The following is a 26,130-nucleotide window of genomic DNA, read 5'->3' as shown; positions in this document are numbered from 1 at the left end:
CAAGGTTCTTCAAACCTAATGGTTAATGAGATAAAGGAATTGATAATACTGTCAGGGGTCAAAAATAGGGTGTGAAATCGAGGTCTTGGGTTATTTTTTTAATGCCCGGGCTCTTTGTTTTATTCTATTTCCATTAGATTTGCCTAATTTTCTTTCTCTTAAGTCGTTATAACTGTATGAAAAAAATATTTTTTACCCTTGGGTTGATGGTGTTTTCGCTAAGCGTTTTTTCCCAGGAAGCTATGAACAAAGCCATGAACTCAGTAACCCGTTCCAGGGATTTTCTGGTGGTATCCCTTACGTATGATGGCTGGGCCAACAGGCCGGATAGCGTAGGCACCGGGTTTAACCGGGGTTTTAATATAGCCTTCATGTACGATTTCCCTATTAACAAAACCAATTTAAGCCTGGCAGCAGGTTTAGGTATTGGTACCAGCGGCGTGTTCCTGAAGAACCACGTGCTGAATATGGATGACGCTACTACGGATGTTGCTAAATTCTCTACCGACAATACTTTTAAGAAGTATAAAGTTGCTACCACTTACCTGGAAGTACCGCTGGAGCTGCGCTACCGTAGTGTACCGGATAATGCCAACAAAGGCTTTAAAGTAGCTTTGGGTGTGAAGATCGGTAACCTGATGAATGCGCATACCAAAGAACGGAATAGCATAGGCGGCACCCGCAATACTGAAAAAATAGCTAACAAACGGTTCTTTAACTCCTGGCGATATGCTGCTACTGCGCGTATTGGCCTGGGTAACTTTGCCTTGTTCGGTTCTTATAACCTGAACCCCCTGTTCAAGGACAATGGCAGCAATTTAGATATCAGACCCTATTCTATAGGTATAGCGATCAGCGGACTGTAATTTAACTTTCGCAGATAAATAAAACGGATGTGCAGATGTTATCATTTGCGCATCCGTTTTATTTATGGCAGGTACCGGCACATAATCTTTACTCTCCCTTGAACGCCGGTTTACGTTTTTCCATAAAAGCAGTAACTCCTTCCTTATAATCTGCAGAGCGGCCGGCAATTTCCTGGCAATAGGCTTCGTAATCCAATATGGCATCCAGGTTCTCCGTCATGCCTTTGGTGAGCATTTTTTTCATGAGAGCAATGGCCTTGGTAGGTGCATTGGCATAAAAGGCGGCTTCTGCCTGCACGGCGGCATCCAGCTCTTCTGCAGGTACTACTTTGTTCACCAGCCCTAATTGCAGTGCTTCCGGCGCTGTAAGCTTGGTAGCTTTGGTAGCCATCTCAAATGCACGGTGGTAGCCAATAGTACGCGGTAAAAAGTAAGAGCTGCCTGAATCCAGCACCAGTGCAATATTCACAAAGATCTCTATAAGGGTGGCGGTTTCGCTGGCAATGATCAGGTCACAGGCCAGGGCCAGTGAGCAGCCGGCGCCTGCAGCTACACCATTCAGCTTACAGATTACCGGTTTAGGAAGGTTGCGGATAGCGCGGATAATAGGATTATAACGTTTATGCAGGGATTCACTGAAGCTGCGGTTACCTGCTTCCTGAGAGGCTTTCAGATCCTGCCCGCTGCAAAAGGCTTTGCCGGCGCCGGTTAATACTATGGTCCGCACAGCAGTATCTTTTTCTACCTGTTTCAGGGCATCCTGTAATTCATAGCTCAGCGGATCATTGAAGGCATTGTAAACCTCCGGCCGGTTAAGGGTAATAGTGGCGATGCCGTTTTGAGTGTGGAGTAAGAGGGGCGTGGACATGTTAATTACGAATTAGTTAATTACGAATTGGAATGCAGCGAATGATTGTGGATTTATTTCTTTTAGCCGGATTGTCTTTGATCCGGCTGTTTGTATCTGTGAAACGGAAGGATTTAATACAAATTATCAATTACGAATTACGAATTAAAATGTAGCCATTGAATCATTCGGATATTTGTTCCCTTGGCTGAACTGCTTTTCACTGTGCTATTAAAATCAATGATCTACTCAATTCGTAATTATTCGCATACATAATTATTTTCAATGGTGCTCATGCCCCGCTTTAGGCGGGTCGTAATTGATAATTCGTAATTCACGCTAAAGCGTTTCTTTCAGCCAGCTAAAAAATTCCCGCTGCCATACCAGCGCGTTCTGCGCGCGGAGTACCCAGTGATTTTCTTCAGGGAAGTACAGCAATTTGCTTTTAATACCTTTTAGCTGCGCCAGCTGAAAAGCCTGTAAGCCCTGCTCTATACCTACCCGGAAATCAATACCACCCTGCACAATGAGGATAGGCGTATTCCATTTGTTAGCGTAATTGCTGGGGTTAAACTCCTGGTGGCTTTTCGCATTGGCAGCCTCCCAGGGAGCGCCAATATCCCAGTTGGCAAACCACATTTCTTCTGTGGTGCCGTACCAGCTTTTGAGGTCAAATAAACCATCGTGCGCAATAAAAGTTTTAAAACGGTTGTTGTGCACACCGGCCAGCATGTACACGGAGTAGCCGCCGTAGCTGGCGCCTACTGCGCCCAGGCGGCTCTTATCTACATACGGCTCCTGGCTTACGGCATCAATAGCGCTCAGGTAATCGCGGATGGGTTGTCCGCCCCAGTCTTTACTGATAGATGCATTCCATTCCACGCCATGCCCCGGCATGCCCCGGCGGTTGGGCGCTACCACAATATAACCCTGCGAAGCAATGAGCTGAAAGTTCCAGCGGTAAGAGTAGAACTGTGATACGGCTGCCTGTGGGCCACCCTGGCAATATAATAAGGTGGGGTATTTTTTAGCAGGGTCAAAGTCCGGCGGATAGATGACCCAGGTTAGCATCTCTTTGTTATCCGTGGTTTTAATCCAGCGCTTTTCTATTTTACACATGCCGGTTTTGTCGTACACAGCTTTGTTTACAGTGGTTAGCGGTTGCAGGCTGCCTTTGGGAAGGCTTACGGTGAACAGCTCTGTGGCATGGTTCATATCCTGGCGGGATACTACCAGTGTATTACCTGCCTGTCCTACAAAACCGGTAATATCAAAATCACCGGTAGTAACCTGGCGTATATGCTTAGCCGTGGTAGCGGCAATATCTTTTTGCAGGTTGATTTCCAGCAGCTGTTCCGTTCCTTTTATCACAGCCAGGAAAAACAGCTGTTTGCCATCCAGGCTCCAGCGTATAGCCGATGCCGTACCATCCCAGTCTTTGGTGAGGTTGGTGATCTTGTCGCTGCTGCGTTCCATTACCACCACATCATTTTTATCAGCTTCAAAACCGTCCTGCGCCATGCTGGTCCAGGCCAGGTGTTTGCCATCCGGGCTAAAAACAGGGCTTACATCGTAGCCCATCATGCCCTCGCTCAGGTTGCGGGTACTGCGGGTTTCAAGGTTGTATTCGTAAATATCGGTGTTGGTGCTGGTGGCATAATCTTTCCCGAATTTCTTTTTGCATACATACAGGATGCTTTTGCCATCCGGTGCCCATATCATATCTTCTGCGCCGCCAAAAGGCATTTGCGGGGCGTCATAGGGCTCGCCTTCCATAATATCTACAGGCGTGCCTACCTGGCCGTTATCATAGGTAGCATAAAATACGTGCTGAAAGTTGCCGTCTTCCCAGGTATCCCAATGGCGGTAGTTCAGGTTGTCGTAGATCTGCACATTGGATTTAGGCAGGTCGGGGTAAAAGTCGCTGCCGCTTACTTTTTTGATCTTCACTTCTTTGGAAAACAGGATGTGTTTTCCATCCGGCGAGATGCGGATGTTCTGCATGCCGCCTTCTACATTGGTTTTCTGTACGGCGTTGGTGCCGTCGGCATTCATTTCCCACCATTGGTCTTTCAGGGAGTAGCCGATCTGCTGGCCCTGCAGGGCGGCAATACCGTTTTCGCCCCCGGGCTGTTGTGTGATCTGTTTGGCTTCGCCGCCGGCAAGGGGAATGGCGTACAGGTTCTTTTCACTTTTATTTTCGGCAATGTTGTATTGTGTTACACCGTAAATAACGGTTTTGCCGTCTGCTGTCAGAGCTTCGCCGCTCACCCGCCCCAGCTGCCAGAGCAGTTCGGGCGTCATTTTATCCTGCGCCATGGTCATAGTAGAGATCAATAATCCTGTCAGTAAAAAAGGTTTATACATGGTTGTAACCGGTTTTTTGGATGGCTAAATGTAGGAAAAATAGTCCATGGACGATGGGCCGTGGTCCATAGCCTGCTGCGTTTGCCGGATTTACGGGGAATAAAACCGTTACCCTTTTTTGTGGGCCACCGGAGGCGCCGGAACAGGCCGTGGACTATTGACTATGGACCATGGACCAAATATTCCCTAATTTTGCCTAAATTTTTATAAGCATTGTTAGATAAGCAGAAAGTAGTTCAACAAGAGGAAAAGGCAGTTATTGTGGGATTGATCCACCAGGAACAAACGGAACGCCAGGTGCAGGAGTACCTGGACGAGCTGGCCTTCCTGGCAGAAACCGCCGGCGCAATTACCGTTAAACGGTACACGCAAAAGCTGGCGCACCCCGACCGGGCTACCTTTATAGGTAAGGGTAAGCTGGAAGAGATCAGGCAGTTCATCTTCGGGAAAGATATTTCATTAGTAATATTTGATGATGAGCTAACCGGCTCGCAGATCTCCAATATTGAAAAGGTGCTGAAAGCGAAGGTAATAGACCGCAGTGACCTGATACTGGACATCTTTGCCCGCCGCGCCCGTACAGCACAGGCCAAAGTGCAGGTTGAGCTGGCGCAGTACCAGTACATACTGCCGCGCCTGCGTGGTATGTGGACGCACCTTGAACGTTTGGGCGGCGGTATTGGTACCAGGGGCCCTGGTGAAACGGAAATTGAAACGGACCGCCGTATTGTAAAGGATAAAATATCCCTGCTGCGTAAACGCCTGGGCGAAATAGACAAACAGGCCCTCACCCAGCGCAAGGAGCGGGGAGAATATATTCGTGTAGCCCTGGTAGGTTATACCAACGTAGGCAAAAGCACCATTATGAACCTCATCAGCAAAAGCGAGGTGTTTGCAGAGAACAAGCTATTTGCCACGCTGGACACTACTACCCGTAAGGTGGTGTTTGAGCAAACGCCTTTTTTGCTCAGTGATACGGTAGGGTTTATCCGCAAGCTGCCCCACCATTTAGTGGAAAGCTTTAAATCCACGCTGGATGAGGTGCGCGAAAGTGATATCCTGCTGCATGTAGTGGATATTTCACATCCGCAGTACGAAGACCAGGTGGAAGTAGTGAACCGTACTTTGCATGAGCTGAAGGCTATTGACAAGCCCACCATCATGATCTTTAACAAGATGGACCTGTACGAGGAGCAAACCTTTGACAAATGGCTGGCCCCTGAAGTAAAACAGGATATTTTACGGCAGCTGAAGGAAACCTGGGAACAGAAAACCAATGGTAACTGCGTGTTCATATCTGCCCTGGAACGCCGCAACATTGAGGAGCTGCGTAAAACCATTATGGATAAAGTGATGACCCTGTACCGGGAGCGCTATCCTTACAAATCGGAATATTTTTATTAGAATAGCTGAATGTTTACAGGATGATGGTGAACCCGCCACGCATTCTGTAAACATTTAACAATAAGACCCATGGCCAAGCAATACACCTGGTATAAGATAGATGCAGAAAATTTGATAGTAGCTGAACAGGAGATCATAACTGTGGACGTAAACGGGAAAACGATCTGTTGCACCCAGTATCAGTCACAGCTATACGCTTTTGCATATAAATGTCCGCATGCCAGTGGTATTATGGCCGATGGTTTTATTGATAATGATGGTAACGCGGTGTGCCCCATACACCGTTACCGGTTTAGCGTGAAAAACGGGTATAACAGCAGCGGGGAGGGATATTACCTGAAAACCTACCCTATTGAAAAGCGGGAGGACGGGGTATATATAGGTATGGAGAAGAGCGGCCTGTTTGGGTGGCTGTAATATCAGCAATTAGCTATTAGCAGTTAGCTATTGGCTATTAATTTTCTGTTAATAGTACCTTACATGGTGCTATCAATATTCCATAGCTGTATTTTTTCCGCATGATCTCCGATACAAACGAAACTGCCTATGGGCAGTTCCATGAGACCGCTAATAATAAATTATCAGCGAATGAAAGGCAGGTCAGCCTGCTTATAATAGGCTTACTTATTTTCATGAATTTCACCGGCCTCAATATCACCATTATGGAGCCGGATGGTGCGCTGTATGCTGGTATTGCGAAGTATATGGTGCAGCATCATGATTACTGGAATCTGTTTGCCGACGGGCACGACTGGCTGGATAAACCCCATTTTCCTTTCTGGATGATGTGCCTCAGCTACCAGGTATTTGGTTTTACCACCGCAGCTTATAAGCTCCCTGCCATCTTATTTTTATTGGCAGGAGCTGCTTATACCTACCTCTTTGCCAGGCGCTTGTATGATGAGCAGGTAGCCCGCTGGGCAGTGTGCATTTTGCTAACTGCAGAGCATATCGTGATCTCCAATAACGATGTACGGGCGGAGCCTTACCTAACAGGACTGATCATCGGAGGCGTGTATCATTTATACCGCAGCCAGCGCTCCATATTCAATTACGATGTATTACTGGGCGCGCTGCTCACCGCCTTCGCCATTATGACCAAAGGCATTTTTGCGCTGGTACCTATTGGCGGCGCTATTGCCGGGCATTTGGTGTTTACGAAGCAGTGGAAACAGCTGCTCCATTTCCGCTGGCTGATTGCCGCTATATTGATCGCAGTATTCATTACACCGGAGCTATATGCCCTTTACCAGCAATTTGACCTGCATCCGGAAAAAGTGGTGTTTGGCAAAACAGGGGTTTCCGGGATCCGTTTCTTTTTCTGGGACAGCCAGTTCGGGCGATTTGCTAATACGGGACCTATCAAGGGCTCCGGCGACCCTACTTTTTTCTTTCATACGGCGTTATGGGCCTTTTTACCCTGGTCTGTGATGTTATATGCCGCCGTGGTGGTGTTCTTCAAAAATCGCTGGCAGGCAGTGGAGTATTACTGCATTAGCGGGGCGCTGCTCACATTTGCACTGTTTTCTTTGTCGCGGTTCCAGTTGCCGCATTATCTGAATATCGTTTTCCCGTTCTTCGCCATTTTGACCGCGCAGTATGTGCTGGGGATGAAGGCGGTTAAATTCTTCCGCATTACGCAGTATACCATTATGATCATTATTGCAGTGGCTATATTGGGTTTAGGTGTGCTTTACCAGCCCATACTGAATTATTATGCCCTGTTTTGCATGCTGCTGGGGCTTTTGCTCTTTTTGCTACTGCCCCGCTGGCTGGGAAATGGCACGCTGGTGCTGGTATTTTTCCGTACCTGTGCAGCCAGCCTGGTGCTGAATATTTTCCTGAACCTGGTGCTGTACCCGGATATGATCCGCTACCAGAGCGGAAGTACCATCGCCCGGCATGTGAACCGGTATTTCCCCGGTGTGCCGGTAGATTTCTGGAAGGGACAGTCGTATTCCCTGGAATTTTACCTGCATACACCGTTGCAGCGGTACGATAGCGCCGGTTTGCGCCAGGCAGTAGCGGGCGGGCCGGTATTGCTGGTGATGAACCCTCCTGAAGCGGATACGCTTCAGCGGCAGGGGTATAATTGCCAGCTGGTAAGGGAGTTTGTACAGTTTTATGTGACTAAGCTGGATCTGGAGTTTGTGAATAATAAGACGCGGGGAAGAGCGGTGGGGAGGAGATGGTTGGTGCTGGTGATGGCGGGAGGCCAAAACGGCGGCTTACCATAATAACGTGGCCAAAATGACCTGCATACCTTCAAAAGCTCGTTATTGATCTTCCTATTAGGAATTTGACCGGATCAATACACTAAACGTTTGGTGGTGCAGAGTTCAAAATATAAAAAAAGGGCAACCTAAGTCACCCTTTTCTGCTCCCCCTGCTGGACTTGAACCAGCGACCCTCTGATTAACAGTCAGATGCTCTAACCAACTGAGCTAAGGAGGAGTATTTCCCTTTTCACTAATTGAACTTCAATCGCAAATTGGGATTGCAAAAATAGGTAATTTTTGAATTTCGCAAAATCTATTTGCATTTTTTTTCTGAAAACCTGCTTAATGCACCACCAAGGCTGATCTGTGCGCGTTGTAATACCACCAGCGGCGCTAAATAGCAGTTGTGCTGCTCAAAAAAGTAAATGGACTGCATAGAATATGCGGCCGGCCATTAATGACAGTAAATTAAACATCAACCATATTATTCGTTAGGTACCCTGTTCTCCTATAAGACTAAAACTTATACATGTCATTGCAAAAATGGCGGAAATCAATTGTCCTTGAATAAAATTGAAAATGATATCTCCGGTTATCGGGAATTCTAGTCTTATTATATAACGACTTTTAATTTGCGATTCTGTTCATTTCGTGTTGTTAATAGTTGTTTCATAAATCGTTATCTTTAGTTATAACCCAAAATCATATATAAAGTTTAACAGATGAACGATCTCCAGGAACTAATAACAGTACTGAAAAAGTTTAGAGATGAAAGAGATTGGGAACAATTTCATAATGCAAAGGATCTGGCACTGGCCATTAATATTGAAGCGGGAGAGCTATTGGAATTGTTCCTTTGGAAAAGTGCAGATGAAGCAGACAATAGCAAAGTAAAACAGGAGCTGGCAGATGTATTCATATTTGCCCTGCTGCTTGCCGATAAATATCATTTTGATGTGAGGCAAATTATTTTGGAGAAAATTAAAATGAACGAAAGTAATTATCCAGTTAACAAGGCAAAGGGCACATCAAGAAAACATACTGATCTATGAACTTTTTTGTTTTTACCGCGGCTAATGCTGAAGCTCAAAAACATTTTAAAGACACTGTAGAGAAAAGCGTTGATATCCAGGTCTTAAAAAAGCATTTAACCTCTGATCAATTTGATCAATTGCTTAAGCGGTCGACCATTGAAGGATTTTATTGTTGGGGATCTCGCCCAGGGCCTGACAATGAAAGCAATTGGAAGGAAATGAAAGAAGGAGATCCTATTATGTCATATTGGGCTTTTAAATATCATCATATCGCTCAAATAATATACAAAATACGGAATAAAGATTTGGCAAAGGAATTATGGGGAGAAGATGATGAGGGAAAAACCTGGGAGTATATATATTTCTTCTCAAAGCCAGAAAGTATTGATCCTCCATTATCTTCAGTAGAAACCAAAGAATATCTGCGAGGTAGTTATCGTGGGTTTACAAGAATTGCAAAAAATAAAACAGAACGGGTCCTTCAGGAATTTGGCTCACTTGAAAATTTCATTGCCAATTATACCGGAACTAAAAAAGCAATAACCATTCCTTCAAAAATAAATATGTTAAGCGAGGAAACCATAGAACACGTTTATAAATATATTAAAGGTGTAGGGCTTCAATACCAACGTGAAGACATAGTCAACTTTTACCTTTCCTTACGAACAAAGCCTTTTGTAATATTAGCAGGAGTTTCTGGAACCGGTAAAACGCAGTTGCCCAGAAAGTTTGCTGCTGCGCTGGGATTACAGGCGAATGTGATACAAATACCAGTTAGGCCAGACTGGACAGATGGAAGTGAATTATTAGGGTACACTTCATTAGACGGAAATTTTATAGCTAAAGAATTAGTGCTAACAATTAAGGAGGCAACAAAAGGGGATAACATAAAAAAACCATACTTTTTCATACTGGACGAGATGAACCTGGCGAGGGTAGAACATTATTTCAGCGACTTTTTAAGTATAATCGAAACAAGGGAATGGGCAGACGAACAAAAAAATAGTATAGTAACTGATCCTCTCATAAGAAAGGAAGTGTTAGTAAATGCAAAGAATAAGAATGAATTTGAATCACTGTTATGGCCTGATAATCTATACCTGATAGGTACGGTTAATATGGATGAAACAACCCATACTTTTTCCAGGAAAGTATTGGACAGGGCAAATACCATTGAAATGAACAGCATTGATCTAGACTGGAGTAAGCTTTCCGATGATGATGGACCTGAAGAGGTATCTGATATACAAAATGATGTTTTCAGGGCTCCCTACCTGCGTGCCATTGATCTGGCGAAGGATGACAGGGATAGTATTAATGATAAAATAAAATTGTTGATTGAAATAAATGAAAAACTTCAGCATGTAGGCTTGCATTTTGCCTATAGAGTGAGAGACGAAATTGCCTTTTACCTTATAAATAACAAAAAAAATAAACTGATTGAGGATAATGTTGCTTTTGACTTTCAAATAATGCAAAAAATACTACCACGTATACATGGCAGTTCTGAAGGGATCCAGACCTTATTAATTGAGCTGCTTAATATACTGGAAGGGCAAAAAATAAAAACAGAAAATTTTGAATTTACATTATTCCTGAAAGAATTTAATAAAAGAGAAAAACTGAACTATCCCAGATCATCAAAGAAAATTGTTTTTATGCTTAAACGATATGATGAGGACCGCTTTACATCGTTCTGGATATGAATAATGCAGGAGTATATAAATTAGATGCCGATTGGGGATCTCTTGAAATAGAGGTGTTTGAACCCAAATTCGACTTCTATAAGCCTGCCCGTGATCTTAAGATCCACTTTAGTGCAAAGGCTTTAGGGAAAACGGAAGTTGAATTTGAACCCTTTTACCTTTTTGAGTGGCAAAAAGTCCAATATTCTTATGTTATTGAAGAGGATAGCTCTTTTATGGCTCCCTTTGAATTAAGAATAAACAACAGGAGCATTAACAGGTCTAAAAAAAGGGGGGCTCAGCACTTACTCGCAGGGCAATTTTATTTTGAGAATGAAGTTGGTGAAACAAAAATTGAATTGGCAGATGCTGGTAATAATTTAATTTTTGAGTTAGAAACCGAAGTGTTCCCTCAAAAAATGGATTATAGGTCCGATTATAAGGCTATAATGACTGATATTTCAGACATTGTACACAATCTGGCATATGATTATTTGAAGGATACATTTAGAAAGAGCAGGGCCAGGGTAAAAGGACAGGCAACTGAGAATGAATGGTGGAATATCTTAGATGAATTATTTGAACAGCTGGTTATTAGTCTGGAAGTAATAAGGCGGCATCCAAAACATGGAATAGAAAAAAATGAAAGGATCCTTCCCGTGGAGAAAACAAGGATCGCATCTAAGAAAAATGTAGACTGGCTTATAAAAAACGGTAAGTATGCCAATGAAAGTAAACAGGGGATTAACATATTCCCTGATAGAAGTTACACCCATGTGCTGTCATCTACTAAGCATATCACTTACAATACATATGAAAACCGCTTTGTAGTTTGGGCCATTAGAGGCATCATTGAAAGATTAAGAAAACACATAAGATATACTGAAACGGTTCCGGCTTCCAGGAAATATAGCACCCTAATTAATAAAATGAAGAAAAACCTGGGACGCCTCCAGGGAATATTGCACATGTCACCTTTTAATGAGGTGGGAAAATTTGAGGAAAGGACTCATTTTTCAACGTTGCTTACAAGAGGAATTGGGTATAGGGATTTCATGCACATTTATCTTTTGTTAGCCAGAGGGCTAGATCTGGACGATAGTGATATCTTTAAAATTGAACCTAAAAATATTAATGTCTTATATGAATATTGGTGTTTTTTAAAGCTGGTACAGATCTTAAAAGAACAAACCGACACCGAAATAGATTACCAGGATTTAATAAGAATTAGGGCAAATAAATATAGTGTTAGCCTGGAAAAGGGATCTGAGTCCCGGGTTATTTTTAAGAAGAAAGATACCGGTGAAACAACATCCGTATACTTCAATAAGTACTTCACGGCTGATCAAAAAAGAATTTTTACTTTCGACCAGAATCCGGACTATTCTATAGAATTTACAAAAAGAAACTACGAGAAATCCTTTTGGTATTTGTTTGATGCAAAGTACCGGATTGAAAAACGCACAGATAAAGGAAAAGTTTCCTTTAATGCGCCGCAAGACTCCATAGGGCAATTGCACCGTTACCGCGATGCAATTTTGCATACAGAACCCAATAGTAATACCCCCTATAGAAACGCCATAAAGAACCTTGGTGGTATTATCCTATATCCTTTTCCGTTGGCAGAAAAGGAATTTGAGAGTAATGATTATTATAAAAGCATTGATACAGTTAACATCGGAGCCTTACCATTTTTACCTGGTAAGGCTACTTTGGTAAGCGATTTTTTGAATAGATTAATAAATAAGCGTTCTCCTGAAGATCATTTTGAACAGTTTATCGGAATGGACGATGCTGAATATGTTCATAGTAAGAGCATCTGGAAAGAATGGATAACCATAGGGGTTATTCAAAAAACAAACCAGCGGGAAAGGCTCCGGTTTTTGAAAGAGAAACTCATTTATCACATTCCTTTTAAATCAGGTTCAAATATTAAGCTGCTGTCATCTAAACAGATCCTTGTTTGCAAAGCAGGTACAAAAGAAGCATTTCTTTATAAGATTGAGAAGTGGAATGTACTGACAGAAAAAGAGCTTAAAAAATTAGGAACAACCTGGGATCATAGGGCCGGGAAATATTTTGTATTTTATCTCAATTGCGGGGAACAGCTGGAAATACATAATAAAATATCACCCATAAATTTCAGGTATACAACATCTGAGGGATTAAAACGGTATTTAAAAGATCCGGGATCGGATAGTGGTTGTTTTTACCTTACCAATGCTGATAGCGCAAGGCTTTATGAAGAGCTTAAAAAGCAGGAGATTAAGTTTAAGCTTAAATGGGTTCGTAATGAAAATGACCCTTCATTAGTTGAGTTCGGGGTGCGGAATTTAAAAATCCTTTCATCGGATACATTTCCTGACCTGCATTTTAAACTGGGTGACTCAATGCAATCATTAAATAATCTCCTTTTAATCCTTAATAAAGAAAATATTAATTAAGCTTCTGTTTAAAGAAATAGTACAACTGTCTTTATTGCTTATATAACAGGCGCGCTGCAGATAATGCTTTTGATGAGTTATGGAAAGCTAACCCAGATGTCAGCGGGTAGCAGGAAATAAATATAACGTTGCCAGCTGGTCTGGTGTTAAATATTTGATGATGGAGCAATGAAGATCACTCCGGACAATCAGCGGATAGTAGTTTTTGGAAGAAACAGTAGCACATCGCAGGATATATTTATTCCTGCAAGGTTGATGACACAGATGTGGAAAAATAATAGTTGGCTCTGTGAATGGCGGGCTTGAGCGGGATGCTCTTAATTAAGATATAGAAAACAAAGTATTGATCCTGGCAAGGTTGCTTAGTTGCATCTTGCCCGGATTTTACGTTGAAACACTTTTGAGTGATTGCATAAGAATCCGTCTGCCGCGTCTCCGCATCTTTGTTAATCGTTATCAGATGCCACCTGAGCTACTCATCCATGCTTCTTAATGAGCTACTCATCAACGCTCCTTAAAAAAATCACTAATAAGCTTCAACACCTCATCAAAATTCGTTTCAAGTACCCAGTGACTGCCATCTATAATATGAATCTGAGCATCCGGTAAGTCCCGCTTGTAACAGAAGGCCTCTTCCACATTAAAAAACGGATCGTATTTCCCCCATATGACGAGAGCACGGGGTTGATGAACACGGAAATACTCCTGGAAGGCCGGGTACATTTTCATATGATTCTTATAGTCACAATTCAGTTCATATTGCATATCGATATTACCAGGCCTTTTCATAGAATCCCAATCATGTACCCATAATTCAGGACTTATTGTTGACAGCAATTCATCCGGTACTCCTGCAGTATATTGCCACTTCACGCCTTCCTCGCTAAGGAATGCGTAAAGTTTTTTCTTTTTTTCAGGAGTAGGATTTTCCCAATATTCTCTCGTTTCATCCCATATCCGATAAACACCCTCTTCGTATGCATTACCGCTTTGGACGATTATCCCCTCGATCTTTTCAGGATGGTTTACGCATAACCGAAGACCGACAGGAGCTCCATAGTCGTGAAGATAGATGGTGAATGACCTTAGGTTTATCTCATCCGTAAATTTGTTTATATAAGCCGATATATTCCGGAATGAATATTCAAATTGATCTTTAGATGGAAAAGCGCTGAATCCAAATCCGGGGAAATCCGGAGCAACCAGATGAAGCCTGTCTGATAAAGCTGTCATCAGATTTTTGAACATTACGGACGAGGTTGGGAAACCAGGCAAGAGTAATATGGATGGATTTTTCCTATCTCCGGCCTCACGGTAGAAAATATCAATACCGTCAACTTTAATGGATCGGTTATAAATCTGCCTACTCATGCTTGTGTACCGATCAAAGATTGTGCCTTGGGACTATCAATATTGTCACCACGGGGCTGTGAATCATCTCCCCGTTACCAGGCACTTCCGGTTGGGATTAATATAATCAAGGCTTTTCTCTTCAAATAGTTGTTCCAGCGCCTCACAACCATTCTCAACCTTATAATCTCTTTCCTCTTTAGTTATCGGAATAAGCCAGTAACAATGAATTTCATTGCCTTCAAAATTAAACAGCTCCAGATCCTGTCCATCCAGATAAGGTATACACCGGGCTATTTTGTTAAACCCTTGAGCGGGCTTGCAATTTGATCTTGCATTTTAACAGGTAGATAATTTATTTTTTATTAAATATTCTTTCCCACCAGGGTTTAGGAGTTTTAACCGGTGTATTATAGGTATTTCCATATAAGGACAGCAATTGAGAAAGCGATTTGTCCAGCCATAATTCATACCAGGCCAAAAATGAGATCCTGCCTTCATTGCCGAAATATGGCTCGGGAAATATTCCTCCGTCGTTGCATCGATCATCTACCCAGATGTTTCCATACTCTTTTCCGTTTACAACAAGATTCAAAGATACTCCACAGCCAAAGTTGGAGATCCGCAATAGTCCATTCGTCCATTTGTTATCGAAATATTCAATTTCCTTTGCTTCAACGTAAGATCCTTCTTCTAAATCCATAAACTCCAAATTCCAGGCTTCAGTCAGTGGAAATTCCAGGGCAGGATTAGTAAGATTGTCGCTTTCCTTATGGTCAAGATCCTGATACAAACCATTCTCCAACGGTTCTAACCCATAGTAAGGGCCAGCCCCTCCATTTGAAATTTGTAATATAAACTCCCTGTAATCCGGAGGTAATTGAATACTATACCTCTTCTCAAATGACTTTACTTCATGCTCAGAAAGCCTGCTCCCTTTTCTATAACGATGAACAGGTGCTCCAAATATCTGGAATTTGGTGTCTCTCAGTGTCAATTCATCCAGTTTCTGCTTGATGATTTTAATTTGCTGATCCATATTTGAATGGCTAAATATTTTCTAATCTGCCTTTTTTATTGTTATATGATCTTATTTCTACCTGGAGGAAGCGTGGGTTTTCAAGAACCGATTAAAGAGTAAAACAGAAACTGAAGCAATTTTCCTATAGCCTACGGCCTTAACAACTTCCAATGTCCTTCAGAGACCACCTCAATAGAACCATCAATAACCTTAATAGCTGTTTGATCATCAATCGCATATGACTGCATAGGTAACGTTGCGGCCAGCTTTTCAATGTTGTCCAGTGAATTTTTCGGAAACCACTCATGATCCAGGTGTGGATGTAGTGCAAAATCAACCAACCCCAGTGATTTATCGCTTTCCGCTGGCAGCGTATGGTTATTATATGTTGTTCCAAAGCGGGTCATCACCATACTCCCGGCGCTCAAACCCACATAGACTGTCCTGCGCAGGAGCGACGGCAATAGGTCTGCCAGTCCTGACTGCTGCATCCAGTAGCACAAATACTGGCAGTCACCACCTCCAACCAGCAAGGCGTCAGTCTGCCGCAGCATGGGAACCCAAAGCTCTTGTTTGATACTGGGCAGCGCGGTGAGTTCAAGCAGTCCCAACGACTTCCAGCCTAATTCGCAGAAAGGGTCCCCTAGTGATCCCCGGATCACCCTTCGTACTATGTCACCACCATTGGGTATGGCGTATATAGCAGTAGGTACGAAAAGGGCGCTTGCCTCTGCAACAGGCTTGCCCAGGAGATCAACCAGCGCGTTGTGAATGCTTGTGTTGCTGATGCCGGCCGAAGTGAGAAGAAGCTTCATGATTTCTTTTTTTGATTATATCAATACCCTGCTTCATAAACATCTTGTAGTTGTCAACAGCTAAAGTTAATTCAAAGCTTGAAACAAAGCATAGATCTCAACATTTAAAACAATACTCAACACAAAGCACGGCAAAGAATAAAATATTGCCGCAAGCGAGCATCGGGCACTATAAATGTAATAATGATAGGTGATTCAGCAGGTTCAAGTCAGCCCTACACGCTGGGAAATGTTTTCAAAAGCTATCAAATCTGCAGGGGTTTGGTTAGATAATTGTCCTATTAGAGAGCGAAAAGAAAAGGCTTGCAAAGTGCAGGTCTTTTCTTGTTTTTAACAATTTGCTGTGTGTAAGGTTTGAGCGTTAAACTGGTCCTTATAATCACTTTTCAACCAGGAGGTTTTTTAAAAATAATCATCTTTACACCATTTCAATCACGATCTTGCCAAATGCACCGCGATCGAGATGGTCGAGCGCCACAGGTAGATTGGCAAGCGGATAACACGTGTCGATCACAGGCTTCAGACCTGTTTGGTCAACGGCGCGTACGAGATTTTCTAAAGCACGGCGATGGCCGGTGGCAATGCCTTGAATATTCACGTCCTTGAGCATTAGTGGCATGACTGGAGCCGACATTTCGAAACTTTCCAACGCGCCGATCTGGTAGATGTGTCCACCAATAGCTGCCGTCTGTACGGCCTTGCCGAGATGTGGTCCGCCTACCATTTCGAGAATGTGATCTGCACCATGATCTTCGGTGATCCGGAGCACCGCTTCAACCCAATTTTCTTCTCTACGATCAATGACATGGTCCGCCCCTAGCGCTTTTGCGCGAGCGAGCTTGTTGGCGCTGCCAGATACGATCACCTCTGCATCGTGCATTTTGGCGATTTGTATGCCGAACAATGCGACACCACCGGTACCCTCGACCAGTACAGTTTCACCGGCATGTAATCTACCACGTTCCACAAGTGCAAACCAGGCGGTAAGCCCTGCGCAAGGTAAAGTGCTGGCTTCCGCATAACTCAGGGTTGCCGGTGCCCGGACGAACCAGTCCTCCGGCAAAGCCACATATTCTGCCAGTACACCCGGATAGTATCCACCTAAAGTCCGGTAGTGCGGTGTGCGCGCATTGCCAGGCCGGGTACCATCTATCCAGTCGGGCGTAAATGTTGAAATTACCTTATCACCAATATTGAAGCGGGTAACGCCCTCGCCGAGCGCCACAACTGATCCGGCAAGGTCGGAACCAGGAGTAAAAGGAAAAACGAGCGGCAGGCCCCGGCCGTTCTCAATCACCATTTTGTCGCGATAATTGAGCGCGACCGCTGCTACATTCACCAAAACTTCGCCCTGCCGTGGTTTAGGAATTGGTACCTCCCGCAGCGTTAGCCAGTCCCGTCCAATACCGTCCATCTGCCAACGTCTCATCGTCTCTGCCATGTATTTCATAAGATTTTATTTAACCGCGAATTTCTTTGCCGGCAGTGGATTAAGCAAGTATCGATAAATTTATCTATACCTAGACGGGCATAAAATATTACCTATTTTTGACCAATGGCTAACACTTACGAACGAAAGATCCCACTGCTTGATTGCGGACATGAATATATTCGCAAAGTTCTTTATGGCCGCTGGAAGATCATCCTCCTGATTTACATAGCCGACGGGATCAGCCGGCCAGGTGAACTGGCGCGTAACATTCCCCAGGCCAGCAGAAGGGTACTTGATTCTCAACTGGGGCAACTTTTAAAGCACGAGCTTATAAGCAAAAAAGTATTTGAAGGAGCTGTACAGCATGTGGAATACCAACTTACAGATCTCGGAAGATCGCTAATGCTGGTGATCAGGATCATGGGGAAATGGGGTAACGATCATATTGAACAATTGAGAAAGACAGTCAAATAATAAATGAGGGGTATTTCCCTTCTGTTTGCCGAGCTGTTAACCTGTAACTGCTGGCGTTATACAATGTTTCCCCATCAAACCGATTTGAAAATTGTAAACTACGGAAAGTAAATACACCGTCTGACAATTTTTGTCAGGCTGTTTGTATTCAACTAATCAGATAAGGTAACCCTAAAGTAGCATCAGGCGATTTCTTCTGTGTTTTCGCATGTGCCTTATATGCAGGAACGCCTGATCCGTCATCATTCAAGAATTGCTCTTAGATCCTTATCCTTAATATTATAACTTATAGGCGTATATCTTCTGTACACCATTGTTCCGGAACTAACATCCAGTACACTTACATGCTTATCTGTACCGCTTTGAACATATTCGAAAAGATAAAGTGGATTTGAGTCACCCCTGCTTTTAATAAGGTCTATCAGCTCGTCGGTTGAAACGTATTTATATTTGCCGGGATAACTTTTAAAAAACTCTTCTTCTATCTCGCTTTCCTTGCCGTTAAATTTATTACGGCTGAACAAAGTATTTTTAAGAACGTACAGCGTATCATTCTTTAGCTTTTCCAGCAATATTTTATCTCTATAGAAATCAGTTACAGATACCTTCTTGCCCTGCAGCAGGTTTTGCTGAACAAATTTTACATAGGCCAGCATATATGGTAACTTGAAATTACGGAGGATAGTTCTTGTGTACAGCGCGTGGGTGATATCTTTTGTGGAAGGTCTGAGTACAGCCCTCATTTCCGGGTATAGCTCTATTCTGTATAGCTCATCAGGCTGGGTTTCCAGGCTGCCGGATCTGGCATATGGTACAGATAGCGTAAGGTAATAATGGATACTGGAATATGATCCACCAGCGTCCCTCACGGTCATGAATTTTGAAACACCAATAGTGAAATAACAATACTTGCCGTTCTCCCGGGGATAAGATGATAGATCACTGTATTTAATTACTTTGATAGGGCTAAGTGTCCATGCGTTTGACAGCAGCTGCTGATAGTCATCCACATACTCGTATTCGTCTTCAGGCAAAACAAATATGACGCCCCTTTTTTTTATCTGTTGAATATTTTCAGCAAAATCGTCGTCGGTATGCTGCGCATTCGCCGTACTTTCGAAAACAATAATATTAATTAAAGCCAGCAAAGATAAAAGGATGAAATGGCGGAAATACACTGCGAACCTGGTGTTCATAGGGATACACGTCTAATTGAATATAAAAATATATAATATGTTTATATTATCCAAAATCTACTTCTTCCCCCCGCTCATCAACTCCTTCAACCCCCTCTTCAACATACCATACAAACTTCCCGCACCCAACAGCAACATCGGCACACCCACAAAAGCATACCAGCCTGGATGCTTCTTTCCCTTTGAATACTCATACTGCTTACACGGATCATTGGTCATATAAGAATCGGGATGCGCCGGATCGTACCAAACATCCACCGTCGGGTTCTTAGGCATACCACTGGTAGTATAGCTGCCGGTCTGTGTTTCGCCATCCACCATAAATGTAAAGGTGAACTTGTTCATTTTAGTACCGCTGGAACCCTTAATAACTTTGATCATCGTTTCCGTATAAGTGGAATCTAGGAACCCGATCGTTTTCACGGAATGTTTGCAAAGCTGCTCGTACTTTGCCAGGCTTTCATCAGATGGAGATGAAAGCCCTTTGTCTGTTAATTGCCAGCCGAAATAGGTAAATACAGCAGCAGCTATCAGGGAAAAAATAATTCTTTTCATGAAAATAGGTTGACTAATTAGTGTAAAGGAGGCTATAAACAAATACTACGAAAAATATATTATCCCGGTTTTAACATGACAAATATAACTATAAACATTATAATTAAAATAAATGTTTTGTAGGCTAATAGAAAGGCAAATAGATAGGATTTTCATATTGCATAAGTATGGGAATATTTGTGCGCAGCTGCACGCGTAGGCGTGTTAGCCCATAGGCATCTAAATGAGTGCGTATATAAAAGAATAAACCAGTCACTTAAACGGTTACACGTACGGGGTTAATATCATACTTAATAATATCCTGTGCATAAGGAAGCCGTGGAAGCGCTGCGCGCAGATGTACCATTCTGTAAAACCTTTTAAAAGCACCCCCTAAACAAAAATGCCTTCAAAAGTCAAACACTTTTGAAGGCACTTAAAACATAAAAGCCAACCATTTAAATCTCCGTATACTTCACCGTTACCACCGGTTTCGTTTGCGTTACTTTCCTCAAATGAGGCTGATGCTTAAAAATATCCGCATCATCCTTATACGCAAAATCAAATTCCTGGATATACCCATGCGGAAACTCTCCGCTCCGGTTCAGCAGCTCTGCAAATTGCGCTTTGTAAGCTTTGCGTTCCTTTTCCTTTAATACTGTTTTCCAGTATTTCATGGCGTCAAACCTGGACAATCGCCGGCCGGCGCCATGGGAGCAGGAATAAAGCGCTGCTTCAGCCGCAGGCCGTGAAACGGTTTGCACTAACAGGCTGCCTCTGGACATAGACAATGGTATCACCACTGTTTTACCAGCTTCAAGCTCTGTGCTGCCTTTGCGGTGAAGCACTCCTTTTTCAGTAAACCGCAGGTGGTTATGAATGGAATCCTCCAATACGTAAGGTGTACCATTCAATATCCCCTGGTGCGCGGCATCCTTAAAATTCGCGCGCAGGTAATTTTTATCGATACCGCTTTTCTCACACACCAGGTAATTGGCCTGCTGTAAAAAGATCAGTGTTTTTATGCAGAAGTTCTTGCGCCGTTCATATCCAAACCCTAAGGTTTGATCATAGTAACGCAGGAAATCAGCCTGCAGAAAATCCCGGTGTACATAATCCACCTCCTGCCCGCAGGCGCGGGAATAATCCCGGGTTAGCTGCAGGCACTCCTGGTATAGTGCAATACCCCTGTCGCGGGTGCCGGTATGGCAAATGATGTACACTGCCTCGCTGTCTTCCTCAACAGACAAAAAATGATTACCACCACCCAGGCCATCGTCTGTCATTTGCTGATGCGCAAAATAGAGGGCCTGAAAATGCGCCTTTTTATCAAATGATTTTAACCAGTGCGTTTTGTTGATCTTCAGGTACATTACGCCGCAGCCAATGTCCTTGCCGGTGATCAGCGGGTACACGTGATCCATGGTTTGAAACACCACCCCTACGGGCAGCGCTTTTTCAGCACAGTAATGGATATCTGTAAAAGCGGAAATGGCATTTACAAACGGCCGCTGTGCATACTGCTGTAATTGCGTCATAGCATTTTGCTCAATGCTATTGGCATCGCAATAAAATGCAATAGAAGTCATGTTCTTTAATTTGTATAAAAAAGATTAGATTCTGGGGCTTGGTAGGAACATCTGCCCCTTGTAGAGATGTCAGCAGTCGAAATTTTTCGGAAGTGCGAAAGTAGGAAAAATTATACAAAGGCAAGCGAGTGGTTACAATCTGGTAATAATCAAATTCTAAGAATGGGTTATAGGCATTTAATAGGACTGATATTGCTGCGCAATTCGGGTGCAACCCGTGCGCAACTCGGGTCTGGGGTTTGAATTAGAGCTAATAGGAATAATGTTTGGCGGCCGGATCTCCCTAGCTGGTATTCCCCCAAAAACAAAGGTACGCCTGTCCAGAGGCGTACCCTTATTAATATCAAAACCGGGGTCAGTTATTTCTTCGTCTTCTTCGCTACAAACTTACCCAGCTCTTTTCCTGCTTTTGCATATGCTTCACCAATGCGGGTAGCATTGTCAAACATACCCTTGCCACCTTTTACCTGGTCCATCTTGATCTTACAAAGCGGCTTGTTCATATCAGCAGCATCATAAATAGTTATATCCAGGTCAAGTACAGCTGCACCGGAAGCAACACCTACATAGTAACCAGGCTCCAGGAACTTGGTATCTACCACAATGGTGTATTTTCCTTTCACATCCGGGCCGTTCTTCATATCTGTGTACTTGGAGAACAGCTGAATGAATTTAGGCTCATAATGGCGGGGTCTGTCTTCAATCCAGTTCTTTTCCCACTCGTCGCCTTTACCGGGTTCTTTGGCATCTTTTTCAGCCTTTTTCTTTTTAATGTAATTGGCTTCTTTACCTTCCTTGCCTACGTTCATGTCGTTGTAAAGAAAAGAGAAGTTTACTTCCGTAACGCCTTTCAGGAAATCAAGGTTACCTTTAACAATCTCCTGGGCCTGTAATTGGGTGGCAGCTGTCAGTCCGGCTGACAGTAACAAAAATGCGAATAATTTTTTCATGCTGTAAGGGATAAATTATCCGGCAAATATATATATAATTATAAATATAAATATCTGAAAAGTTCATATTGTTGTACGGCCTGATTCAAGCTGCAGGTTAATTTGTGCCCTCCGGGCCACCCTCATCCTTCCCGCCCGGCCTGTATTTCTCCCTCGCCATATCCAGCCGTTTCCGGATCTTCCCCGCCAGCATCTTCGGCGCCAATACTTTTATATACTCTCCAAACCCTAACAGCTCCCGTTCTAATTCAAAATTCAGCACCACATCGATCTTTATAATAATACTCCCATCCGCATTCTCTTTCAGCACCTCCTGGGAATGATGGATCGGTTTTGTCAGCACATAAGGCGCATGGTACTTATCTATATGCAGGATCACTTTATGAGGACGGTCTTTCTCCGTTTTGGTCACGCCTAACAGGTCGTCAAAATACCGGTCAAAGTCAATGCCGTCATAGGCTATAAACGGCTCTTTAGGCAGCTCCTGGAAGCCCACAATACGGTCCAGCGCCATGGTAAGCAGCAGCTTGCCTTTTTTAGACCGTGCAATCAGGAACCAGCGGTTACGGTATTCCTTCAGTAAATAAGGGAAGTAAATATTTTCCTGCGCAGTAGCTGCCTTAAAAGATTTATAGGTGATCAGCAAGGGCCGTTCATGCAAAATGGCCTGGTACAGCGGGTTAATATGTTCCAGGCCTTTCAGCAGCCGGTTATTCTCAAACTGTATGCAGTTACGTCCTTCATTTGTACGACGGTACAGGTTATTTTCCAGCCGCGTGATCATCTCGCTCATTTCTTCAAAATAGCTGAACCCATTAAACTGCTTCAGGATGCCTACGATCTCTTTCATCTTCTCCACATCCGCATTATTAATAGGCGCGCTGGTAATGCTGTAGGCGGCATCGCTGTAAGTGTAATATTTCTTCTCCTGCACAATAATAGGGGCATTATATCCCAGCTTGTCGCTGCGCATGATCTGGATATCCGCCTGTACGGTGCGCCGGCTTACACCGGAGGTAATGCCTTCCTGCTCATATAAGGTATTTGCTACTTTCTCAATAAGATCCTCCAGCGTCCATTTACGGTAACGGTTACGCAAACATTCATCAATGGTTTTATAGCGCATCAGCGCCAGCTTATTTATGGACATGTGGGTTGGGTTACTATTAACGGTACCTTAAATACCGGTTTATGGGTTCAGATCACCCCGTAAAAGTAATAGAACCCTTTTAATTACGCAATACACCTGCGCAGTTTAGCCGTAATCGTTGTTGCTGAAACCTAATCCAGGACTTAAAGAATTATAAGCCAGCTAAATAAAAAAATCTTTAAAAATATTTTCACCTGCGCAAGTGGACTGCGCACATAGGTGGCCATCTTTGTGTCATCAGGAATGGTCAAGAATGAGTTACTTCAAATTCCTTTAACGAAAAAACTCTTTCAATTATCATCCTGTAAAAAAGAAGCAGTAGCTCAGTTGGTAGAGCAACATCATGAAGTTTTAAAATTATCTTCAGGTCAATTAAAACTTACTCCCACGCTTAATATGTGGGTCGCCGGTTCGAATCCGGCCTGCTTCACGAAACTTAGGTCAATTGTTGCTTACTTCAATTTTTTGGTAAAAGCAGCAGCAAAATTATCTGGTTATAAAAATTAAAAACAATGATGAATCAATTATTAACCGTTAGTACCCGCCAGCAAGCCATCTTTATTCCTGATAACGCCCTGTTACAGGAAGGTAAACGGTTAAGAACAGACACTGGTGTGCTGCTGGCTAACCTTTGTAAACTAGGTTTCGGGGTTTCTGAAGAGCTGTTAAAAGCATTGATCGCAACCGTGCCTGCTTACCAGTCCATCATACTGGAATCCTTAAAAGAAGTGCTGGGTTTACATAAGAACTGGACTCCGCTGGTAAAGAACTGGGATATCCCTACGGGCGAATCTGAAGCAGATCATATCGCTACTTTCTTTGCCAATATGTTGCAGGCAAAAGGTGTGTACTTACCCTGTGAGCATATTATACCGGAAAAGGCGTTCCCCCTGCACCGTTATAACGGCTGTCCTTTCTGTGGTACTCCCTTTGAATTTGGCGCCATTGAAAATTATAAACAGAATCCTGAATTAAAGGTGCTGGAATTGTGGAACCTGCAGGATGCTGCTGCTTATTTGCAGGACCTGTTAACATCCAAGACAGCACTGGATGCCACACAGATGAACAGCCTGCAGCTATTACTGGAAGTACTGCCTTTGCCGCAGGTGAAGATCGGTATGAAGGAAACACTGATGGCCGTGGCAGATATCTTTATAAAACAGGAGCACCCGGAAAAGGCACAGGCACTGTGGACCTCTCCAACAGATATCCTGCGCTACCTGTGGTATAAACATACCGGTTACTTACAGCTGGTAGCACCTAAAACTATCATCAAACGTACCGCGCGCAACAGCCGGCACATTGCATGGCAGCAGGATAACAGTGCGCAGACGCGTATAAAAAGTAAAGAAGACCTGAAGCTGAAATACACCCGTAAAGAGGGTTTGATGGTGGCTAACTGGTTAAACAATATGAACCTGGAACCGGTACAGATGTGTGAAATAATGCACGCCAAACGTGGAATGTGGGTACGTTTTATCCGTGCGCTGCGCCTGGCCGAATATAGCAAACGCGCCTGCTTTGAAAAGCTGCGTATCCTGATGGATAAATTCTATAAACAGGACTACGATGTATGGCAGGCTTACGTGGAACATTACCGCCTGCGTTTTGATGCGGAAAGCACTTTTGAGCTGTTGAAGGAACGCCCGGGTTTGTTTGCACGCTCCCTGTTTGCCAACATGCTGTGGTTTGGAAGTGAGGTAACCGTTGCCGCTTTTGCAGATATTGTTGATAAAGTACCGGCCCGCCTGGTATTTACGCTGAGCATGTATGCAGAGATCTATTTTGATGCAGCTAATGAGCGTACCGTAAAACCGCTGGGAGGCGTAAGCAAAAGAGTGCCGGCCAACAAGCTGTTGCAGCTGTATACACCGGAGGAGCTGAATGCTATGAAAGAAGCGGTGGTGGACCTGTGTGTGCTGGCTGTGAAAAAACGTTTCGCCGCTATTGAAACAGCTGCTAAAACCATCTACATAGATGAAAAGCTGTTTAACATACCGTTGCCGATCGGTGACCGCGGCGCTACTGTGCAGGACTTACCCTCTGCTTTAATGGGAACCCGTTTTAATGTAGAAGGTAACACCGTACGCCTGTTCATGCAATGGGGTACCGGCCTGCCGGCGCAGCATATGGATATGGACCTAAGCTGTATAGTGGCTTATGCCGATAAAGCAGAACGCTGCTCCTATAGCTCACTGGTAGTAACCGGTTGTAAACATAGCGGTGATATCCGTAGCATACCGAATAAAATAGGAACAGCAGAGTATATAGAAATTGACCTGGATGCACTGCAAAAGGCAGGTGCGCAGTATGTTACTTTTACCTGCAATGCCTATAGCAACGGTAGCCTTACGCCCAACCTGGTAGTAGGCTGGATGAACAGCCGCCACCCGATGAAGATCTCCGAAAAAACAGGCGTGGCTTATGATCCGTCATGTGTGCAGCACCAGGTGCGTGTTACCGGCGGACTGGATAAAGGCCTGGTATTTGGAGTGCTGATAGTAGCTGCCAAAGAAATAGTGTGGATGGAATTACCGTTCGATGGCCAGGTGGTACAAAACCTGGATACTAAGAACGTAACCAATATGTTAAAACGCCTGAACAGCAAATTAACCATAGGCCAGCTGCTGCGTATAAAAGCCGAAGCACAACATTTGCAGGAGCTGGAAACAGCGGATGCCGATGAAAGCTATACCCTGGAATGGGCGCGTAACACCGCCGCAGTTACCAAGCTGCTGGTGGATTAGTAAGCC

General features: G+C 43.6%; 21 protein-coding genes and 2 tRNA genes. 10 read left to right on the top strand and 13 right to left on the bottom strand.

From position 1 onward, the window contains the following. The first annotated feature begins 176 nt into the window (after nucleotides 1-176). The gene (locus BMZ54_RS03855) at nucleotides 177-866 is read left to right on the top strand and encodes a porin family protein (RefSeq protein ID WP_089906807.1); all 690 of its coding nucleotides are present in this window, start codon (nucleotides 177-179) and stop codon (nucleotides 864-866) included. 88 nt (nucleotides 867-954) lie between these two features. Here the strand turns inward: BMZ54_RS03855 and BMZ54_RS03850 are convergent, their stop codons facing one another. Next, a complete protein-coding gene (locus BMZ54_RS03850) occupies nucleotides 955-1,734 on the bottom strand; it encodes an enoyl-CoA hydratase-related protein (protein ID WP_089906806.1) in 780 nt (259 codons plus the stop codon). 318 nt (nucleotides 1,735-2,052) lie between these two features. Then, nucleotides 2,053-4,080 (bottom strand): S9 family peptidase, encoded by a 2,028-nt coding sequence (locus BMZ54_RS03845; protein ID WP_089906805.1) that lies wholly within the window; start codon nucleotides 4,078-4,080, stop codon nucleotides 2,053-2,055. Between the two features lie 213 nt (nucleotides 4,081-4,293). On the opposite strand from BMZ54_RS03845, the gene hflX reads away from it, so the two are divergent. From hflX to BMZ54_RS03830, 3 genes are all read left to right on the top strand, one after another. Beyond that, nucleotides 4,294-5,484, top strand: a complete 1,191-nt coding sequence (hflX, locus tag BMZ54_RS03840) for a GTPase HflX (protein ID WP_089906804.1) — start codon at nucleotides 4,294-4,296, stop codon at nucleotides 5,482-5,484. A gap of 69 nt (nucleotides 5,485-5,553) precedes the next feature. Then, a complete protein-coding gene (locus BMZ54_RS03835; protein ID WP_089906803.1) occupies nucleotides 5,554-5,901 on the top strand; it encodes a Rieske (2Fe-2S) protein in 348 nt (115 codons plus the stop codon). A gap of 101 nt (nucleotides 5,902-6,002) precedes the next feature. Then, a complete protein-coding gene (locus tag BMZ54_RS03830; protein ID WP_238386486.1) occupies nucleotides 6,003-7,721 on the top strand; it encodes an ArnT family glycosyltransferase in 1,719 nt (572 codons plus the stop codon). Nucleotides 7,722-7,864: 143 nt separating this feature from the next. On the opposite strand, the gene BMZ54_RS03825 is transcribed toward BMZ54_RS03830, so the two are convergent. Continuing rightward, nucleotides 7,865-7,938 (bottom strand) — tRNA-Asn (locus tag BMZ54_RS03825). 487 nt (nucleotides 7,939-8,425) lie between these two features. Between BMZ54_RS03825 and BMZ54_RS03820 the strand changes: the two genes are divergently transcribed. From BMZ54_RS03820 to BMZ54_RS03810, 3 genes are read left to right on the top strand one after another with little or no spacing between them, the layout of a single operon-like run. After that, on the top strand, nucleotides 8,426-8,755 hold the full coding sequence (locus tag BMZ54_RS03820; protein WP_089906802.1) for a nucleotide pyrophosphohydrolase: 330 nt from the start codon (nucleotides 8,426-8,428) through the stop codon (nucleotides 8,753-8,755). Further along, entirely contained in the window at nucleotides 8,752-10,443 is a 1,692-nt protein-coding gene (locus BMZ54_RS03815) for an McrB family protein (RefSeq protein WP_089906801.1), read from the top strand. Before BMZ54_RS03820 ends, BMZ54_RS03815 begins: the two co-directional genes overlap by 4 nt. After that, on the top strand, nucleotides 10,440-12,866 hold the full coding sequence (locus tag BMZ54_RS03810) for a DUF2357 domain-containing protein (RefSeq protein ID WP_089906800.1): 2,427 nt from the start codon (nucleotides 10,440-10,442) through the stop codon (nucleotides 12,864-12,866). Before BMZ54_RS03815 ends, BMZ54_RS03810 begins: the two co-directional genes overlap by 4 nt. Before the next feature lie 504 nt (nucleotides 12,867-13,370). On the opposite strand, the gene BMZ54_RS03805 is transcribed toward BMZ54_RS03810, so the two are convergent. From BMZ54_RS03805 to BMZ54_RS03785, 5 genes are all read right to left on the bottom strand, one after another. Then, nucleotides 13,371-14,237, bottom strand: a complete 867-nt coding sequence (locus tag BMZ54_RS03805) for an alpha/beta fold hydrolase (protein ID WP_089906799.1) — start codon at nucleotides 14,235-14,237, stop codon at nucleotides 13,371-13,373. Between the two features lie 63 nt (nucleotides 14,238-14,300). Continuing rightward, complete coding sequence (locus BMZ54_RS33530) at nucleotides 14,301-14,513, bottom strand: suppressor of fused domain protein (protein WP_089908311.1); 213 nt, start codon at nucleotides 14,511-14,513, stop codon at nucleotides 14,301-14,303. Nucleotides 14,514-14,571: 58 nt separating this feature from the next. Further along, complete coding sequence (locus tag BMZ54_RS03795) at nucleotides 14,572-15,255, bottom strand: SMI1/KNR4 family protein (protein WP_089906798.1); 684 nt, start codon at nucleotides 15,253-15,255, stop codon at nucleotides 14,572-14,574. A 131-nt stretch (nucleotides 15,256-15,386) separates the two neighbouring features. Next, nucleotides 15,387-16,052 carry a Type 1 glutamine amidotransferase-like domain-containing protein gene (locus BMZ54_RS03790; protein WP_089906797.1) on the bottom strand — a complete coding sequence of 222 codons (666 nt, stop codon included), beginning with the start codon at nucleotides 16,050-16,052 and terminating at the stop codon, nucleotides 15,387-15,389. 418 nt (nucleotides 16,053-16,470) lie between these two features. Beyond that, nucleotides 16,471-17,502, bottom strand: a complete 1,032-nt coding sequence (locus BMZ54_RS03785) for a zinc-dependent alcohol dehydrogenase family protein (RefSeq protein ID WP_202909128.1) — start codon at nucleotides 17,500-17,502, stop codon at nucleotides 16,471-16,473. A gap of 105 nt (nucleotides 17,503-17,607) precedes the next feature. On the opposite strand from BMZ54_RS03785, the gene BMZ54_RS03780 reads away from it, so the two are divergent. Next, on the top strand, nucleotides 17,608-17,958 hold the full coding sequence (locus BMZ54_RS03780) for a winged helix-turn-helix transcriptional regulator (protein WP_089906796.1): 351 nt from the start codon (nucleotides 17,608-17,610) through the stop codon (nucleotides 17,956-17,958). 242 nt (nucleotides 17,959-18,200) lie between these two features. Here the strand turns inward: BMZ54_RS03780 and BMZ54_RS03775 are convergent, their stop codons facing one another. From BMZ54_RS03775 to BMZ54_RS03755, 5 genes are all read right to left on the bottom strand, one after another. After that, nucleotides 18,201-19,154: a hypothetical protein gene (locus tag BMZ54_RS03775; RefSeq protein ID WP_089906795.1), complete on the bottom strand. Its 954-nt coding sequence runs from the start codon at nucleotides 19,152-19,154 to the stop codon at nucleotides 18,201-18,203. Nucleotides 19,155-19,211: 57 nt separating this feature from the next. Then, nucleotides 19,212-19,709, bottom strand: coding sequence for a hypothetical protein (locus tag BMZ54_RS03770; RefSeq protein WP_143080896.1), 498 nt, complete (start codon nucleotides 19,707-19,709; stop codon nucleotides 19,212-19,214). 437 nt (nucleotides 19,710-20,146) lie between these two features. Beyond that, nucleotides 20,147-21,277, bottom strand: a complete 1,131-nt coding sequence (locus BMZ54_RS03765; protein ID WP_089906793.1) for an RtcB family protein — start codon at nucleotides 21,275-21,277, stop codon at nucleotides 20,147-20,149. 359 nt (nucleotides 21,278-21,636) lie between these two features. Continuing rightward, a complete protein-coding gene (locus BMZ54_RS03760; RefSeq protein WP_089906792.1) occupies nucleotides 21,637-22,227 on the bottom strand; it encodes a hypothetical protein in 591 nt (196 codons plus the stop codon). 97 nt (nucleotides 22,228-22,324) lie between these two features. After that, nucleotides 22,325-23,377, bottom strand: a complete 1,053-nt coding sequence (locus BMZ54_RS03755) for a helix-turn-helix transcriptional regulator (RefSeq protein WP_089906791.1) — start codon at nucleotides 23,375-23,377, stop codon at nucleotides 22,325-22,327. 312 nt (nucleotides 23,378-23,689) lie between these two features. Between BMZ54_RS03755 and BMZ54_RS32885 the strand changes: the two genes are divergently transcribed. Then, a tRNA-OTHER gene (locus BMZ54_RS32885) sits at nucleotides 23,690-23,807 on the top strand. An 82-nt stretch (nucleotides 23,808-23,889) separates the two neighbouring features. After that, nucleotides 23,890-26,124, top strand: coding sequence for a hypothetical protein (locus BMZ54_RS03750; protein ID WP_089906790.1), 2,235 nt, complete (start codon nucleotides 23,890-23,892; stop codon nucleotides 26,122-26,124). Nucleotides 26,125-26,130: the final 6 nt, after the last annotated feature.

It is taken from the genome of Chitinophaga rupis, from assembly GCF_900109685.1.
GTDB classification, from domain to species: domain Bacteria; phylum Bacteroidota; class Bacteroidia; order Chitinophagales; family Chitinophagaceae; genus Chitinophaga; species Chitinophaga rupis.
The sequence above is the reverse complement of the archived record's forward strand: the minus strand, read 5'-3'. Positions and strand labels throughout refer to the sequence as shown.

Coding starts and splice junctions, on each gene's coding strand:
- BMZ54_RS03855 (WP_089906807.1), top strand. CDS start 177: ATGAAAAAAATATTTTTTACCCTTGGGTTGATGGTGTTTTCGCTAAGC.
- BMZ54_RS03850 (WP_089906806.1), bottom strand. CDS start 1,734: ATGTCCACGCCCCTCTTACTCCACACTCAAAACGGCATCGCCACTATT.
- BMZ54_RS03845 (WP_089906805.1), bottom strand. CDS start 4,080: ATGTATAAACCTTTTTTACTGACAGGATTATTGATCTCTACTATGACC.
- BMZ54_RS03835 (WP_089906803.1), top strand. CDS start 5,554: ATGGCCAAGCAATACACCTGGTATAAGATAGATGCAGAAAATTTGATA.
- BMZ54_RS03830 (WP_238386486.1), top strand. CDS start 6,003: ATGATCTCCGATACAAACGAAACTGCCTATGGGCAGTTCCATGAGACC.
- BMZ54_RS03820 (WP_089906802.1), top strand. CDS start 8,426: ATGAACGATCTCCAGGAACTAATAACAGTACTGAAAAAGTTTAGAGAT.
- BMZ54_RS03815 (WP_089906801.1), top strand. CDS start 8,752: ATGAACTTTTTTGTTTTTACCGCGGCTAATGCTGAAGCTCAAAAACAT.
- BMZ54_RS03810 (WP_089906800.1), top strand. CDS start 10,440: ATGAATAATGCAGGAGTATATAAATTAGATGCCGATTGGGGATCTCTT.
- BMZ54_RS03805 (WP_089906799.1), bottom strand. CDS start 14,237: ATGAGTAGGCAGATTTATAACCGATCCATTAAAGTTGACGGTATTGAT.
- BMZ54_RS03795 (WP_089906798.1), bottom strand. CDS start 15,255: ATGGATCAGCAAATTAAAATCATCAAGCAGAAACTGGATGAATTGACA.
- BMZ54_RS03790 (WP_089906797.1), bottom strand. CDS start 16,052: ATGAAGCTTCTTCTCACTTCGGCCGGCATCAGCAACACAAGCATTCAC.
- BMZ54_RS03785 (WP_202909128.1), bottom strand. CDS start 17,502: ATGAAATACATGGCAGAGACGATGAGACGTTGGCAGATGGACGGTATT.
- BMZ54_RS03780 (WP_089906796.1), top strand. CDS start 17,608: ATGGCTAACACTTACGAACGAAAGATCCCACTGCTTGATTGCGGACAT.
- BMZ54_RS03775 (WP_089906795.1), bottom strand. CDS start 19,154: ATGAACACCAGGTTCGCAGTGTATTTCCGCCATTTCATCCTTTTATCT.
- BMZ54_RS03770 (WP_143080896.1), bottom strand. CDS start 19,709: ATGAAAAGAATTATTTTTTCCCTGATAGCTGCTGCTGTATTTACCTAT.
- BMZ54_RS03765 (WP_089906793.1), bottom strand. CDS start 21,277: ATGACTTCTATTGCATTTTATTGCGATGCCAATAGCATTGAGCAAAAT.
- BMZ54_RS03760 (WP_089906792.1), bottom strand. CDS start 22,227: ATGAAAAAATTATTCGCATTTTTGTTACTGTCAGCCGGACTGACAGCT.
- BMZ54_RS03755 (WP_089906791.1), bottom strand. CDS start 23,377: ATGTCCATAAATAAGCTGGCGCTGATGCGCTATAAAACCATTGATGAA.
- BMZ54_RS03750 (WP_089906790.1), top strand. CDS start 23,890: ATGATGAATCAATTATTAACCGTTAGTACCCGCCAGCAAGCCATCTTT.